Annotated in this window: 18 protein-coding genes and 1 pseudogene; 17 read left to right on the top strand and 2 right to left on the bottom strand. The window is 51.8% G+C overall.

Annotated elements, in window-relative coordinates; genetic code table 11:
* Nucleotides 1-212: 212 nt before the first annotated feature.
* A complete protein-coding gene (locus MTP39_RS04340; RefSeq protein WP_249241579.1) occupies nucleotides 213-1031 on the top strand; it encodes a MerR family transcriptional regulator in 819 nt (272 codons plus the stop codon).
* A gap of 180 nt (nucleotides 1032-1211) precedes the next feature.
* Nucleotides 1212-3263, top strand: coding sequence for an FAD-binding protein (locus MTP39_RS04345; RefSeq protein ID WP_249241580.1), 2052 nt, complete (start codon nucleotides 1212-1214; stop codon nucleotides 3261-3263).
* A gap of 270 nt (nucleotides 3264-3533) precedes the next feature.
* Here the strand turns inward: MTP39_RS04345 and MTP39_RS04350 are convergent, their stop codons facing one another.
* Nucleotides 3534-3977 (bottom strand): Rrf2 family transcriptional regulator, encoded by a 444-nt coding sequence (locus MTP39_RS04350; protein ID WP_249241581.1) that lies wholly within the window; start codon nucleotides 3975-3977, stop codon nucleotides 3534-3536.
* A gap of 122 nt (nucleotides 3978-4099) precedes the next feature.
* Between MTP39_RS04350 and MTP39_RS04355 the strand changes: the two genes are divergently transcribed.
* The 4 genes and pseudogenes from MTP39_RS04355 to MTP39_RS04370 form a co-directional block, all read left to right on the top strand.
* The gene (locus MTP39_RS04355) at nucleotides 4100-5080 is read left to right on the top strand and encodes an NAD-dependent protein deacetylase (protein ID WP_249241582.1); all 981 of its coding nucleotides are present in this window, start codon (nucleotides 4100-4102) and stop codon (nucleotides 5078-5080) included.
* Nucleotides 5077-5958, top strand: a complete 882-nt coding sequence (locus tag MTP39_RS04360) for an NAD-dependent protein deacetylase, SIR2 family (protein ID WP_249241583.1) — start codon at nucleotides 5077-5079, stop codon at nucleotides 5956-5958. The genes MTP39_RS04355 and MTP39_RS04360 overlap by 4 nt, the downstream gene beginning before the upstream one ends.
* Before the next feature lie 16 nt (nucleotides 5959-5974).
* Entirely contained in the window at nucleotides 5975-6811 is an 837-nt protein-coding gene (locus tag MTP39_RS04365; protein WP_249241584.1) for an NAD-dependent protein deacetylase, SIR2 family, read from the top strand.
* Between the two features lie 18 nt (nucleotides 6812-6829).
* Nucleotides 6830-6940: pseudogene (locus MTP39_RS04370) on the top strand (DNA-3-methyladenine glycosylase I); the annotation flags it as partial.
* Nucleotides 6941-7118: 178 nt separating this feature from the next.
* Here MTP39_RS04370 and MTP39_RS04375 read toward each other — a convergent pair.
* Nucleotides 7119-7472 (bottom strand): winged helix-turn-helix transcriptional regulator, encoded by a 354-nt coding sequence (locus tag MTP39_RS04375; protein ID WP_249241585.1) that lies wholly within the window; start codon nucleotides 7470-7472, stop codon nucleotides 7119-7121.
* 154 nt (nucleotides 7473-7626) lie between these two features.
* On the opposite strand from MTP39_RS04375, the gene MTP39_RS04380 reads away from it, so the two are divergent.
* The 11 genes from MTP39_RS04380 (at nucleotide 7627) to MTP39_RS04430 (ending at nucleotide 15353) form a co-directional block, all read left to right on the top strand.
* Nucleotides 7627-8130 carry a flavin reductase family protein gene (locus MTP39_RS04380; protein WP_249241586.1) on the top strand — a complete coding sequence of 168 codons (504 nt, stop codon included), beginning with the start codon at nucleotides 7627-7629 and terminating at the stop codon, nucleotides 8128-8130.
* A gap of 28 nt (nucleotides 8131-8158) precedes the next feature.
* Nucleotides 8159-8848: a radical SAM mobile pair protein A gene (locus tag MTP39_RS04385; protein ID WP_249241587.1), complete on the top strand. Its 690-nt coding sequence runs from the start codon at nucleotides 8159-8161 to the stop codon at nucleotides 8846-8848.
* On the top strand, nucleotides 8836-9753 hold the full coding sequence (locus MTP39_RS04390) for a radical SAM mobile pair protein B (RefSeq protein ID WP_249241588.1): 918 nt from the start codon (nucleotides 8836-8838) through the stop codon (nucleotides 9751-9753). Before MTP39_RS04385 ends, MTP39_RS04390 begins: the two co-directional genes overlap by 13 nt.
* 99 nt (nucleotides 9754-9852) lie before the next feature.
* A complete protein-coding gene (locus MTP39_RS04395) occupies nucleotides 9853-9996 on the top strand; it encodes a hypothetical protein (protein WP_442899411.1) in 144 nt (47 codons plus the stop codon).
* A gap of 143 nt (nucleotides 9997-10139) precedes the next feature.
* On the top strand, nucleotides 10140-10628 hold the full coding sequence (locus MTP39_RS04400; RefSeq protein WP_117461408.1) for a YfbM family protein: 489 nt from the start codon (nucleotides 10140-10142) through the stop codon (nucleotides 10626-10628).
* A 560-nt stretch (nucleotides 10629-11188) separates the two neighbouring features.
* Complete coding sequence (locus tag MTP39_RS04405) at nucleotides 11189-11587, top strand: plasmid mobilization protein (protein ID WP_034479871.1); 399 nt, start codon at nucleotides 11189-11191, stop codon at nucleotides 11585-11587.
* Nucleotides 11559-13181 carry a relaxase/mobilization nuclease domain-containing protein gene (locus tag MTP39_RS04410; RefSeq protein ID WP_249241589.1) on the top strand — a complete coding sequence of 541 codons (1623 nt, stop codon included), beginning with the start codon at nucleotides 11559-11561 and terminating at the stop codon, nucleotides 13179-13181. Before MTP39_RS04405 ends, MTP39_RS04410 begins: the two co-directional genes overlap by 29 nt.
* Before the next feature lie 184 nt (nucleotides 13182-13365).
* Nucleotides 13366-13578: a hypothetical protein gene (locus MTP39_RS04415; protein ID WP_087212865.1), complete on the top strand. Its 213-nt coding sequence runs from the start codon at nucleotides 13366-13368 to the stop codon at nucleotides 13576-13578.
* Nucleotides 13568-14317 carry a phage replisome organizer N-terminal domain-containing protein gene (locus tag MTP39_RS04420; protein ID WP_118586289.1) on the top strand — a complete coding sequence of 250 codons (750 nt, stop codon included), beginning with the start codon at nucleotides 13568-13570 and terminating at the stop codon, nucleotides 14315-14317. Before MTP39_RS04415 ends, MTP39_RS04420 begins: the two co-directional genes overlap by 11 nt.
* Entirely contained in the window at nucleotides 14314-15168 is an 855-nt protein-coding gene (locus MTP39_RS04425; protein WP_249241590.1) for an ATP-binding protein, read from the top strand. Before MTP39_RS04420 ends, MTP39_RS04425 begins: the two co-directional genes overlap by 4 nt.
* Nucleotides 15165-15353 (top strand): transposon-encoded TnpW family protein, encoded by a 189-nt coding sequence (locus MTP39_RS04430; protein WP_002569233.1) that lies wholly within the window; start codon nucleotides 15165-15167, stop codon nucleotides 15351-15353. Before MTP39_RS04425 ends, MTP39_RS04430 begins: the two co-directional genes overlap by 4 nt.
* Nucleotides 15354-15439 lie beyond the last annotated feature (86 nt).

A 15439-nucleotide genomic window follows, 5' to 3' on the forward strand; every position in this document is an offset into this window, starting at 1 on the left:
TGTTGGATTTATTCTGTTAAAACGCAGTCCTACTCTCTGCCGGTCACGGCATCCAAGTCAACGCCCTGTTTTTGCTGCCCGGTATTTTCCGGCGGAGAACGGCAAAGTTTTTTTACTTGAAACGGTGCACGGATACGATATAATAAGGATGGATAGAAAAATAACATTCGAGCAGCTCTAAGGTTCTGCTGCCCGGAAAGGAGCTTACTGTTATGCGCTATACCATCAGTGAGATGGCATCTCTGCTTGGTGTCACAACCCATACTTTGCGCTACTATGAAAAAATGGGCCTGATCCACCCCGAGGTTAACGAGGATACCGGCTACCGTTACTATACAGTCACTGATACCCGGCGGTTCAACCTGTGCAGGGAACTGCGGGCGGCAGAGCTCTCGCTGGAAGAATGCCGGGAGCTGATCGGCGCACCCACGGTGGAGCAGAGCGACGCCATGTTCAACCATCAGATCGCCCAGCTGCGGCGCAGGCAGGTGCTGGACGAACTGGCCATCCGTTTTTTGGAACACAAGCGGGAGCAGTACCGCACACTGGAACAGAATGCTGGGCGCATCTGGGTGCAGAATTTCCCGGAAATGTGGCGACTGACCTTCTCACAGGAAGAAGCAGCAGACCGGGATAAAGAATTGCAGCAGGAAAAGGCTGAATGGCTGGAATGTATGCCTGCGACCCGCTGGGTGAGCCGCCTGCCCCGGCGGGTGATGGAGCAGTTTCGGGTGGGACGCAACGAGTACGACTACGGCCTTATGATTGAGGCCGATGCCGCCCGCAGGCTGGGGCTGAAGCACACAAAGCATGTGGAGGTGGTGTGTGGCGGAGACTATCTGACGACCATTTGGAAAAAGGATTATCGCGGGTCCTTTGGGTGGGACTCGCTGGACGACCTGCATGCGGAGATCGTGCAGCGCGGTTTCCGTGCGGTGGGCGAGACCTTCAGCAGCATCACTGCTAGCCGGGAACAGCCCGATGGGAGCATCGTGAATTACCATCTGACACGGACAAAAATATATACATAAAATTGCAATATCACGAGAATTTGTTATATCAGACAAATTCTCGTGATATTTTTGTCAAAATGACCCTTGACCTTCGCGCTGCTCTAACGTGTAAACTTTGTTTAGCAAGTAACAAAGTCGGACTTCCGGCTTTGCTGCTCTGACAGAGTACACGATTGAGAAGAAAGAGGAGAACACACTATGAGCGAAAAGATCTCTCGCCGCAACTTCCTGCGCACCGCTACGCTGGGCGCAGCAGCTGCCGGTCTGCTGGCAGGCTGCGGCAACAGCGGCGCTTCCAGCAGCGCCGCCGCAGGCACCTACACTGCAGGCACCTACAGCGCCACCGCTACCGGCATCAACACCACCACCCCCGTCACCGTGACCATGACATTCAGCGCTGACGCCATCACCGATGTGCAGATCGACGTTGCAAACGAGACCAAGGGCTACGGTGCCGACATCGCCGATGAGATGGTCAAGAAGATCCTGGACGCACAGTCCAGCGAGGTGGACGGCCACTCCGGCGCAACCATCACCTCCGACGCCATCCGGAAGGCTGCCGAGAGCTGCATCAATCAGGCCAAGGGCGTGGCAGTTGCCCCCACCGAGGCCAATAAGGCCGAGACCGTTGTCCCCGACGGCCTGAGCGTGGAGGAAGTGGAGTCCTCTGTGTGCGAGCTGGGCGACATCACCCCCGACGAGACCAAGGACTTTGACGTGGTCGTCGTGGGTGCCGGTGCTGCCGGTGTGCCCGCCGCAGGCTGGGCTGCCGAGCTGGGCGGCCATGTGGCTCTGCTGCAGAAGCAGAGCATCGTGGTCAGCCAGGGCAACTGCGGTTCCGCCATCATCAAGTCCAAGTCCACCGACGCGGGCAAGAAGATGTGGGTGCACATGACCAACGGCCTGTGCGACTGGCGCGCTGATACCAGCCTGCTGAACGCCTACGTCGAGAACTCCGAAGAGGCCCTGATGTGGTACCTGAACCGCGCCGGCCTGACCGACCAGACCGAGTACGGCGACGGCAGCCTCGTGGACAGCAACAAGAACCCCTCCGACCTGCTGCACAACGACGAGAAGGAGATCTTCGCCTACATGTGCACCAGCCAGGATCTGACCGGCGTGTGGAAGGACCGCATGGACACCTACGACTTCGGCGATGAGCACTGCTACTTCTTTGCTCCGTGGATCGGCCCCAAGCCCAAGAACGTGGGCGACGTGCTGGCCACTGTGCTGGAGAACGTGCAGGCCAAGAACTCCAATCTGGAGACCTTCTTCAACACCCCCGCTGTCAAGCTGGTGCATGAGAACGGCAAGGTGACCGGCGTTATCGCAAAGGACGAAAACGGCAAGTACATCCAGTTCAACGCTTCCAAGGGCGTCATTCTGGCCACCGGCGACTACATGAACAACGAGGCCATGGTCAAGCGCTGGTGCCCCGATGTGGACGGCTTCGACAAGAAGCAGTATCAGAAGACCGGCGACGGCCACATCATGGCCATCGATGCAGGTGCAAAGATGGAAAATCTTGGCCACACCAAGATGATGCACGACTTCGACTCCGGCCTGATGTACGAGGAACCGTTCCTGTACGTCAACATGGAGGGCAAGCGCTTCTGCAACGAGGACACCGGCTTTGTCTACATGGGCAACATCACCAAGTATGTGCCCAAGTTCAACGGCAACAACGTGGATGCAAACCATCCGGACGGTTCTCTGGGCTGGTACTGCCAGATCTACGATAACGACTACATGAGCTACGCCAACGGCCCCATTCCCGAGCAGGTGATGACCAAGTACATCCCCGGTGCCGTGGAGAACCCGCAGGGCGTGTTCACCAACCTCATCGATACCTACAAGGCCGACACCATCGAAGAGCTGGCCGGTCTGCTGGGCGTGCCTGCAGACGAGCTGCAGAAGACCATCGACCGCTACAACGAGCTGTGCGACAAGGGCACTGACGTGGACTTCGGTAAGAAGAGCGCTTACATGCACAAGATCGTCACCGCTCCCTTCTGGGGCATCCGCAAGCACATCCGCGTGTCCTCCATCGACAGCGGCGTGAACACCAACGCCAACGGTCAGGCTCTGGATGCTGACGGCAACGTCATCGACGGCCTGTACTGCGTCGGCAACGTAGGCGGTGTGTTCTACGGCGGCGCGGACTATCCGTTCCACCAGACCGGTCTGTCTCTGGGTCGTTGCTACACCTTTGGTATGCTGGCTGCAAAGCATGCTATGGGCCAGCTGTAATTAAGAAAAAGCTGATTTTGGGGCTGTTGCAAAATAGCATCCCTTTATCGCAAAGCCGATCAATCTGAATATTTTTGTACCGCCCCTCCGAAAATATCGTTGATGCGGATAGAAAGCTGTACAGAAGGACGTTCTCAGACCGCAGCACACTTGATAAACGAATACCGTCGAGGACTCTTCCCATTGTGGAGGTGTCCTCGGCGGCTTTTTTGTATATAGGGCAGCAATTCTTGACCGTTTTTTATGGAAGAGTTTCTGAAAATCAATCTGTCATAAACGCTGCAAGAGCATCCCTTCTAACTTCATGTGATATTGTTCCAGCACATCTTTCAGCGTGATTCCTTGCATTCTTTGTTCCGCTGTTTTTTGAATGTCCAAGTAAAAATCCCGCAGCACCAGTTGGATATTTACACCCACGCCACAAGCAGGGTTGGTGTGGATGTCCTGATGGAGCAGGGGCTTGTCGCCCTCTACTGCCCGATAGGCATCCAGCAGAGTGATTTTCTCCGGCTCACGAGCCAGAGCAGGTCGGGGATGTCCCTTCACGCTGACCAGCAGTCCACCCTTCCGCAGGGCGGACATGAGCTGGCGCACATAGGCAGGATTCGTCTGAATGCTCTCTGCCAGCTTGTTACTGGTCAGGTCGCAGTCTGGGTACAGAGCGATAAAAGCCAGTATATGAACAGCATCGCTAAGGCGGGTGGGATATTTCATGGACTGATCTCCTTTTTTGATGTTATTTTTATTATAACAGCATATTGACAGTGACGCAAGAGGATGCTAAAATGATTTGAAGTAAGAATAAAAATAACACCCGCTTGAAAAGAATGGTGACAATGAACTTCTATGATGATCTGGTCATGCAGACCCAGATGAATTATTCCAGGCACTATCCTATCTATGCTTCCGGCAGTACGCCTTATCAGCTGACTGACAAAAAGCCGCTGCCGTATAGCGAACAGATCCATCGTTTGGTACAGGAGGTAAAGGAAGCTGACTGTGTGGTAGTGGGCGGGGCCTCCGGCCTGTCCGCTGCCGGTGGCGGAGATTTTTACTACGAGGACAACGACTCCTACCGTAAATACTTCCGACCTTTTGCCGAGAAGTACCACTTCAAAGGTGCTTTTGCAGGGATGATGCACCCCTGGAAGACAAGGGAAGAGTATTGGGGGTATCTTGCCACCTTCCTTCACACCACCCAGACCGCACCTGTGCGTCATTCCTATTTGGATTTAGACGCTTTGCTGAAAGGTAAGGACTTCTTCATCCTCACCACCAACCAGGATACCCAGTTTGTCAAACTCTACCCGGAGGAGAAGGTGGCAGAGATTCAGGGGGATCACCGCTTCTTCCAGTGTGCCGCCTGTTGTACCGATGACACTTGGGATGCGGTAAAGCCGGTGGCTGATATGGTAGCCGCTATGGGGGATGACACGAAGATTCCTACGAATCTCATTCCCCGGTGCCCCCACTGTGGCGGTGAGGCATTCCCCTGGGTGCGAGGATATGGGAATTTTCTGCAAGGAAAGAAATATGAAGAACAGTACGAAAAAATTTCTCGCTACGTACTGGAACACAAAAACAGCAAAATTCTGTTCCTGGAGCTGGGCGTGGGCCGAATGACTCCCATGTTTATCCAAGAGCCTTTCTGGAACATGACCCTCAGCTTTCCCCATGCTCGATATATTGCTGTCAACAACAAGTATGACTTCCTGCCCAAGCAGTTGGAGGACAAGGGCATGACCATTGTGGCCGACATTGCTCAAGTGCTGCGGGATGCACGGAACACCATGGAAAGCGGAGATAACGATCGATGAGGGTTGCAAACCAAGCGACGCTTCAGGAACTTGCCGAGCGTATTGATCAAGCAGATGCTGTTGTGATCGGAGGCGGCTCCGGCCTGTCAAGCGCGGCTGGATACGACCACTACCATTGGTCCCCGGCACTTTCGGAGGCGTTGGCTCCCTTTCGCGAACAGTATGGCTTCACCTCCCCGCTGGCTGGATTCTACCATTGCTTTTCCAGCTATGGAGAGCAGTGGGGATATTACAGTCAATATATCCGCTTCCTGTGGGAAGCCCCTACTGGGCAGCCCTATCTGGACCTGCAAGCACTTATTGCGGACAAACCTGCTTTTGTTCTGACCACCAATGTGGATCAGCAGTTTTTTCGGGTATTTCCCCAGGAACAAATTTGCGCCTTTCAGGGAGACTTTAGCTACTGCCAATGCAGTCAGCCTTGCCGGGATGATATTTGGAAAAACCGCGAGCTGGTGAAGGAGCTGACCAGCCGCCTGAACGGTGTTCGCCTGCCGGAGGAAGTTATTCCTCGTTGCCCGGATTGCGGACGGGTGCTGGTGCCCTGGGTACGAGATGATACCTTCCTGGAGGGAACCTTCTGGCAGGATAGTCTGCACCGCTACCATAGCTTTCTGCGACACTGGATAATGGATCAGTCCGACAAAAAAGTCCTGCTGTTGGAACTTGGCGTGGGTGAGATGACACCCAGTATCATCAAACTACCCTTCTGGGAACTTACTGCCAAAAACGAAAACGTCTTTTATGCATGTCTTAATCGAGAGGCATCTCATAGTCCGGAGCATCTGCGGGGACGCAGCCTGTATCTGCAAGGAGATTTGGCGGAAACCCTAGCTACCCTCCGACAGGAGCGATCCATCGCGGCAAACATAAAATAGAAAGGGGCAAACGAATATGATTGATTGGAATCCTATTGCGGAAAAATTCAGAGAAGCGGACGCTATCCTGATCGGGGCCAGTAACGGACTGTCCATCACCGAGGGACTGCATTTGTTTGCGGACAATGCGGCCTTTGATGAATTGTTTGGAGATTTCAAACAAAAATACGGCTTACATTGTATTTTGCAGGGCATGATGGCCGGATGGCCCAGCGAGGAGGAAAAGTGGGCCTTCTGGACTCGGCTCATCCATCATTACTGCGGGCAGTACCAGCCTACGCCGGTGATGAACGATTTGAAGGCCATTGTGGGAGAGAAAGATTACTTTGTCGTCACATCAAACGGAGAAGGTCACTTTGAACTGTGTGGCTTCGATCCGACGAAAATCTATGAGATCGAGGGCAACTGGTTTACGATGCAGTGTGCCCATCCCTGCCACGACACCCTCTATTCAAGTTTAGAGGTGGCCGAAAAATTATCGGCTGCCGAACAGGGCGGCCATGTGCCTACAGAGTTGGTGCCGCGTTGTCCCAAGTGCGGCGGTCCCATGGACATCCACATGGGTGCGGGTCAGAGAATGATTCCGGATACCGCTGCCCAGGCACGGTTCCAAAACTTTCTGAAAACCTACCACGGAAAGAAACTGGTGGTTTTGGAGCTGGGCATTGGCTGGCGTAATCAACTGATCAAGGCCCCGATGATGCGCCTGGTGGCCAGCGAGCCAAACGCCACTTATGTGACCCTCAATCTTGGTGAGATCTACATTACGGACAATATCAAAGAGAAGTCCTTCGGACTGGACGGGCGGCTGGATGAGCTGCTGCCTGCTCTCCGGGAGGCGTGCGAGGCATAACGATTTCGGAGCAAGTTCAAAATGACTATGAAGTTTGTGGGGACCATAATCATCTATGCCTATTTGCAGGCGGTGGGAGTTATCAACTCTCATGAATCAGGTTGCTTCCTGAATCCTTTGCAGCAGTAGAGAATGCATAAAAAAGCCGGGAAGTTGACTCAAATTGTCAATGCCTCCCGGCTATTATCTTGCAGATATTATAGCAATTCAACTTTTTAATGCAATAGCAACAACGTTGAATTGCATATCGCAAATATGCTGTTTGAATGTTGCGCTAATTTCTTGACTTGCGATAATATAGTTAGAATCATGGTATATATTTCATTCCCCATTGGGAAATGGCGTAAAAGACCGGCAACAGATCCCGCCCTTTCTCGGTGAAGGAGTACTCCACTCGCAGAGGCATTTCATTATATTGGATACGCTGAACCAATTCGTCCGCTTCCAGTTCCTTCAGGGCGTTGGTCAGGGCTGTATTGGTAATGGGTTTGAGAACTTTTTTCAGTTCCCCAAACCGCATGGGGCACTTGATGCACAGCTCATATAGAATTTGGAGTTTCCATTTGCCCTGCAGCATTTGAACCACCGGTGTGACCGGGCAGTTTCCATCATCGGTTAGAATGACACTGCTAACCTTTTCTTTGAATTCTTCATAAGTCATGATTGGATCTTTCCTCGTCTTTTGCAGTATATTTTTTGATACCAGGTACAAACAATTTGCGTACTTGAACAAAAATTGCTAGCAGGTATAATAAATATATCACTAGTTAGCCGTGCAGTCAACGACTGAAATTTCTTAGAAAGGTCTGAATAACATGAAAGAACTGAACATTATGGAGGCTACTGTTCTGACCTCCCCCAATCCGCTGACACTGATCTGCTCGAAAAAGGAGGATGGTTCTACGAACCTGGCTCCCATTTGCTTTGTGTCTTACCTCTCCTTCAATCCGCCTATGGTGGGCTTCGCCACTGGCAAACAGTCCCACACCGGCAAGCGTGTGCGTGAGACCGGCAAAGTCATTGTCACTGTTCCCGGTGAGAGTCTGACAGGCGCAGTAATGGCCTGCGGAGCATCTACCGGTGCCGAGACCGACAAGGTGGCCGCCAACAACATCGAGATGATGGCTGTGGAGGGCAGCGACATCCAGATTCCGGCGGACACCCGGCTGGCGATGGTGGCTACCTTGCAGCAGTCGGTGGAGGTAGGCGACCATATCCTGCACATCTGTCAGGTGGACAAGTTCCTGGGCGATGAGGACAAGAAGGGCCTGTATGCCTGGAACGGCTTCGGGAAAGTTGCACCTGCGGCAGAAGGCTAAATCTTAAAACGGTAAGGAGGCATCAGCGGTGGCTGTTTGTATTAAAGACTGTATTCAGAACATGAATCTGGTGATCGGCTGTACGATCGGTTGCAGCTACTGCTATGCCAGAAACAATGTCCGCCGGTTTCACATGATTGATGACTTTGAAAAGCCGGAGTTTTTTCCCAATAAGCTGCGGCTGATGGAGAAAAAGCGCCCACAGAATTTTCTGCTCACCGGCATAAGCGATTTTTCCCACTGGAAGCCAGAATGGCGGGAACAGATATTTGCCAAGATGACTGAAAATCCGCAGCACCAATATCTGTTTTTGACCAAGCGACCGGAAGATATTGTGTTTTCCACTACCCTAGAGAATGCGTGGTTTGGTGTAACTGTTACCTCCAGTAAAGAGAAAAACCGTATCCGGACTTTGCGGGAGAATATCCATGGCGGACACTATCATGTGACCTTTGAACCTATGTTTGATGAGGTTGGCATGGTAGACCTTACCGGAATTGAGTGGATCGTCATTGGGACTGAGACCGGACATAGGAAGGGCAAAGCTGTATCGAAACCGGAATGGGTGTGGAGCCTGACACATCAGGCCCATGCGCTTGGCATCCCTGTATTTATGAAGGAAGATCTGCTTCCTATCATGGGAGAGGCACAGATGGTACAAGAATTTCCCCCGGCTTTTTACCGGGTATTGGAGGAACAGAAGACATGGCGGAAGTAAAAGAGAGCAGCATTCTGATTCAGGATGTAGAAACCAAAAATATTATGACAAAATCCTCCCTGCCGGTGGGCGGCTATTCTGTCAATCCTTATGTGGGCTGTACCCATGGCTGCAAATACTGCTACGCCTCGTTTATGAAGCGATTTACCGGGCACACCGAACCGTGGGGGACATTTCTGGATGTGAAACATTGGCCAGCAATCAAAAATCCGCAAAAATACAAAGGACAGCGCGTAGTCATCGGTTCAGTGACCGATGGCTATCTGCCCCAGGAGGCTCAGTTTCAGAACACCCGAAAGCTTCTTGAACAGCTCCGGGGCAGTGAGGCAGAAATTCTCATCTGTACCAAGTCAGACTTGGTAATCCGTGACATCGACCTTCTGAAAAAATTGGGAAAGGTCACGGTCTCTTGGTCGATCAATACATTGGACGAAGGCTTTAAAAATGATATGGACGATGCCGTCAGCATCAAGCGACGGCTGGAGGCCATGAAGCAGATCTATGATGCGGGCATTCGCACCGTCTGCTTTATTGCACCTGTCTTTCCGGGTATCACGGATTTTGAGGCTATCTTCCATCAGGTCAGAAATCAATGCGACCTGATATGGTTAGAAAATCTAAACCTGCGAGGCGGATTCAAAAAAGACATCATGGACTATATTTGTAAAAAATATCCTGACTTGGTTCCGCTGTACGACGCTATCTACAACAAGGGAGACAGAAGCTACTTCCGTGGTTTGGAGGATCAAGCGGAACGGCTGGCGAAAGAAAACAACTGTCCCTTCGTGGACAACGAGCTGCCCTACGGACGAGCAGAGCCTGGGCACCCGGTCATTGTGGATTACTTTTACCATGAGGAAGTGCGTGGCTCGGAAAACACCGGGCGACGCAACCAAAAAAAATAATTTGTGAAATAAATGGGTTCTGACATGGAGCTGTGCTTCAATGTCAGAACCTTTTTAGCACTGTTTAAGCATCAACATGATCATCATTCAGAGTATGCCATGGTCTATTCCGATGAGATTGAGGACAAAATCGACCAGATCATGTTGGAGCTGAAGCACTGTTATCCTAATCTGATCAACTACCGCTGGCATGCGCTGAAGCTGCTGGAGGAGATACCCCAATGCAATGCTCATGTGCGGTAAAGTAACACACAAGAATTTAATAGACAACAGCCCCTCACTATTCCTAAAATTAAGGGAAAATAAATAGATTTCTTAAAATCTGTATGGTAGAATATGATTATGAACAAATCAACAAACAAGAATTGATATGGGAGGATAACAATATGTCAAGATTAGGTATGCTTTATGCACTGAACGAAGAAGATGTAAAAAAACTTCGCTCTGTGCCAGAAGAAGAACGATATGAATATATGTTGGAAGAAATAGAAGAAGCCTTAATCGGAAGTCCGCGCAGTTGTGAATTAGATAAAGCATGGGAGGGTATTCAGTATTGCTTAGGTGGTGGACAATGGAATGAAGATAATTGCATCCCGACTAATATTGTCTTTGGCGGAGAAGTTTTGGTAGAAACGGATGATGAAATTATTACATTGAAAAATCATCAAGATGTCAGAGATATTGTTGAATATCTTCATCAGAATAAATTGCAAGAAATAATACAAAAGAACTTTTGGAATATTGATGATGAAAATTTTATGTATAAAAACGATGATGGATTAGAACACACTTTAGGTTGGAGCGAAGAAATTCTTGCTTTTTACGAAAACGCACTGAAAGAAAATTGCCAAGTGATTTTTACTGTTGACTTTTAAGCAAATTTCAGTTTATCGAGCAGATAGCAAATCCAGCCGAGCCAGTCAACGGCAAGCAAGTGGGCTTCGCCCACCGTTGACAGCCTCGCCCGTTTTTGCTGATAAGCAGCCAAGAGGACGATAGCCCAAAGTGCTACCGCCCTCTTTTATTATTTACAACTGAATAACCGTCGCCACGCAGCGGCACATGAAGCAGTAAATCCGAAAAAGATTTGCTGCTTTTTTGTTGTCCGTTTGGCAAATTTCAAAATGTTCTGTATTAGGGAATGAAGCCGGAAAAAGCCGCTGATTTTTTCATACAGCGGGCAAAACGCAGCCAGCCCAACGCTCTATGTGTGAAAAAAAGCTGGTTGCGATTTCCCGAAAAAGTGGCAGTAGGAAGTGAGCGGCAGTCCGGCAGTTTCTTAGAGCAAGATTCTACCGCAGTACCAAAATTCGCTTTTCGCTCATTTTGCCCCTGCGGGAATCTTGTTGGGGAGTGCCTTCCCCAAACCCTGCTTATGCGGCTTACGCCGCTTATCCCGCCGCAGCCATGCGGCAGCCGAAAGGAGGTTTTTACCATGCGAAAACGATACAACACGCCGCACCGCAGCCGGGTAGTCAAGACACGCATGACCGAGGAAGAATACGCCGAGTTTGCGGAAAGGCTTTCTGCCTGCAACATGAGCCAAGCCGAGTTTATCCGGCAAGCCATAACCGGGGCAGCCATACGCCCCATCATAACCGTTTCCCCCGTCAATGACGAGCTGCTTGCCGCTGTCGGGAAGCTGACCGCCGAATACGGCAGGATCGGCGGCAACTTAAACCAGATAGCCCGGACGCTGAACGAGTGGCACAGCCCCTACCCGCAGCTTGCCGGGGAGGTACGGGCGGCGGTTTCCGACCTTGCTGCCCTAAAGTTTGAAGTCTTGCAGAAAGTGGGTGACGCTGTTGGCAACATTCAAACATATCAGCTCTAAAAATGCCGACTATGGCGCAGCGGAAGCCTACCTCACATTTGAGCATGACGAGTTTACCATGAAGCCCACCCTTGATGAAAACGGGCGGCTGATACCGAGAGAGGATTACCGCATTTCTTCCCTCAACTGCGGGGGCGATGATTTCGCCGTTGCCTGTATGCGAGCCAATCTCCGCTATGAGAAAAACCAAAAACGGGAAGATGTGAAAAGCCACCACTATATCATCAGCTTTGACCCACGGGACGGGACAGACAACGGCTTGACCGTAGACCGGGCGCAGGAGCTGGGCGAGCAGTTCTGCAAGGAGCATTTTCCCGGACACCAAGCCCTAATCTGCACCCACCCGGACGGGCATAACCACAGCGGCAATATCCATGTGCATATCGTCATCAACTCCCTGCGGATTTATGAAGTCCCGCTTCTGCCCTACATGGACAGACCAGCCGATACACGGGAGGGCTGCAAGCACCGCTGCACCAACGCCGCTATGGAATATTTCAAGAGTGAAGTCATGGAGATGTGCCACCGGGAGGGGCTTTACCAAATCGACCTCCTAAGCGGCAGCAAGGAACGGATAACGGAACGGGAATACTGGGCGGCAAAGAAAGGGCAGCTTGCCCTTGATAAAGAGAACGCCGCCAGAGAAGCCGCCGGACAGCCGACCAAGCCCACCAAGTTTGAAACGGACAAGGCGAAGCTGCGCCGGACGATACGGCAGGCACTTTCCCAAGCTACCAGCTTTGACGAGTTTTCTTCCCTTTTGCTGCGTGAGGGTGTGACTGTCAAGGAGAGCCGGGGGCGGCTTTCCTACCTCACGCCGGACAGGACAAAGCCTATCACAGCCCGGAAGCTGGGGGACGATTTTGACAAGGCTACTGTCCTTGCCCTGCTTACACAGAACGCCCGCAGAGCCGCCGAACAGACCAAAGCCATACCCGAATACCCTGCCGCAGTTAAAAAGCCGTCACAAGGGGAAAAAACCACAAAAACCACACCGGCAGACAACACCTTGCAGCGCATGGTTGACCGGGAAGCCAAGCGAGCCGAGGGCAAGGGCGTGGGCTATGACCGCTGGGCGGCAAAGTACAATCTAAAGCAAATGGCGGCTACCGTTACCGCCTACCAGCAGTACGGCTTTTCTTCCCCGGAGAAACTGGACGAAGCCTGTTCTGCCGCCTATACCGCCATGCGGGAAAGCCTTACAGAGCTGAAGCAGGTGGAAAAGACGCTGGACGGGAAAAAGGAGCTGCAACGGCAGGTGCTTGCCTATTCCAAGACCCGCCCTGTCCGGGACGGGCTGAAACAGCAGAAAAACGCCAAAGCAAAAGCAGCCTACCGACAGAAGCACGAAAGCGACTTTATCATAGCAGACGCAGCCGCCCGTTATTTCAGGGAGAACGGCATTTCCAAGCTGCCAAGCTATAAAGCCCTGCAAGCAGAGATTGAAACCCTTATCAAAGAGAAAAACAGCGGCTACAACGATTACCGGGCAAAACGGGAGGAATACCGCCGCTTACAGACCGTCAAGGGCAATATCGACCAGATTTTACGCCGGGAGCGCAAGCCTGTGAAAAGGCAGGAACAGGAGCGATAAAAACCACCCCAAAATGTACCCGAACCCATACAGAACAAGGGGGCTGCCCCGTACCCTATCCCCAATACCAAAGGATTTTTTAACGGGCTTACAGGGCAGAAAAACCCCGAAAATGATACCGAGATGATACAGAATTACCGCCGATACCGCCACACCAGCGGAAACGGCAGAAAGGAGCGCACCCATGCCAAGAATGAGCAAGAAACGGCGGCTGGAATGGTCTTTTTTCCTGCGGCAAGTGAAAGTCGGGAATGCCACCTGCGACCGTATCACATACAACGACCTCTGCCGGAGCTGTACCCATAGCTGCAAGCAGAGCTTCCGGGCGGTTATCATACTCTGCCCCCGCTACTACTCCAAACGCCGGAAAAAGGAGGACAGGGACAATGGCAGATAACCGCAAGTATTACTACCTCAAGCTGAAAGAGAACTTTTTTGACAGCGACTCCATTGTGCTGCTGGAAGATATGAAAGACGGGATTTTATATTCCAATATCCTCTTGAAGCTGTACTTAAAATCGCTGAAAAACGGCGGGAAGTTACAGCTTGACGAGCATATCCCCTACACAGCGCAGATGATAGCAACACTGACCCGCCACCAGATAGGGACGGTTGAGAGGGCTTTAGAGATTTTCCGGCAGTTGGGGCTTGTGGAGCAGCTTGACAGCGGGGCTTTCTATATGACCGATATTGAGCTGATGATAGGACAGTCCTCTACCGAAGCCGAGAGGAAACGGGCTGCAAGGCTGGAAAACAAGGCACTTTTACCGCCCCGGACAAAAGGCGGACATTTGTCCGACATTCGTCCACCAGAGATAGAGATAGAGTTAGAGAAAGAGAAAGAGATAGAAAAAGAGAGAGAGGGAGAAACGGGACACCCCGCCCCCGCTGCTTATGGCAGATACAACAATGTGATACTGACCGATACAGAGCTTTCCGGGCTGAAAACAGAGCTGCCCGACAAGTGGGAGTATTATATTGACCGGCTTTCCTGCCATATCGCTTCCACCGGGAAACAGTACCACAGCCATGCAGCCACCATTTACAAGTGGGCGCAGGAGGACGCTGCCAAAGGCAAGGCTGCCCCGAAACAGGGCATACCCGATTATTCATGCAAGGAGGGCGAGAGCTTATGAAAAACGAGATTGAAGCTATGATTACGGACATTACAACTACTACCGCCGAAGCGGAGGACTACACAGGCGAGGACGGGCTTTTATACTGCGGCAAGTGCCATACGCCCAAAGAAGCCTACTTTGCAGAGGGAAAGACCTGTTTCGGGCGTGACCGCCACCCAACAGACTGCGACTGCCAGCGGGCAGCCCGTGAAAAGCAGCAAGCCGCCGAAAGCCGACAGAAGCACCTTGAAAAAGTGGAGGACTTGAAACGCCGGGGCTTTACCGACCCTGCTATGCGGAACTGGACATTTGAGCATGACAACGGCAGAAACCCACAGACCGAAACCGCCCGCTTTTATGTGGAGAGCTGGGAAACCATGCAGGCTGAAAATATCGGCTACCTGTTCTGGGGCGGTGTGGGGACAGGAAAAAGCTACCTTGCCGCCTGTATCGCCAACGCCCTTATGGAAAAAGAGGTTGCCGTCTGCATGACAAACTTTGCAACGATACTGGGTGACCTTGCCGCCAGCTTTGAGGGCAGGAACGAATATATTTCCCGCCTTTGCAGCTACCCGCTGCTGATACTTGATGATTTTGGCATGGAGCGAGGGACAGAGTACGGGCTGGAACAGGTTTACAGCGTGATTGACAGCCGTTACCGAAGCGGCAAGCCGCTGATCGCCACGACCAACCTCACGCTGGAGGAATTGCAGCACCCGCAGGACACGCCCCACGCCCGTATCTATGACAGGCTGACTTCCATGTGCGCCCCCGTCCGTTTCACGGGCAGCAACTTCCGAAAGGAAACCGCACAGGAAAAGCTGGAACGCTTAAAGCAACTGATGAAGCAGCGAAAGGAGAGCCTATGACAGAAACGAAACAGACAAGCACCACCAAAACAGACCGCCGCCCGGACTGTGTAACGGAAATCCGCATGGGCAATTCCGTCCTTACCGTTTCCGGCTTCTTCAAGCAGGGCGCAACCGATACCGCAGCCGACAAGATGATGAAAGTGCTGGAAGCGGAGGCTGCTACACAAAAAACGGCGATTTGACCGACCATAAAGAAGCAGATTTGACGCTTTTGCCGCTATACAGACAGCCGCCCCATGTGGTACAATCAAGGTACGGAATAGTGGGG

Source organism: Faecalibacterium sp. I3-3-33, from assembly GCF_023347295.1.
In the GTDB taxonomy this organism is placed as follows: domain Bacteria; phylum Bacillota; class Clostridia; order Oscillospirales; family Ruminococcaceae; genus Faecalibacterium.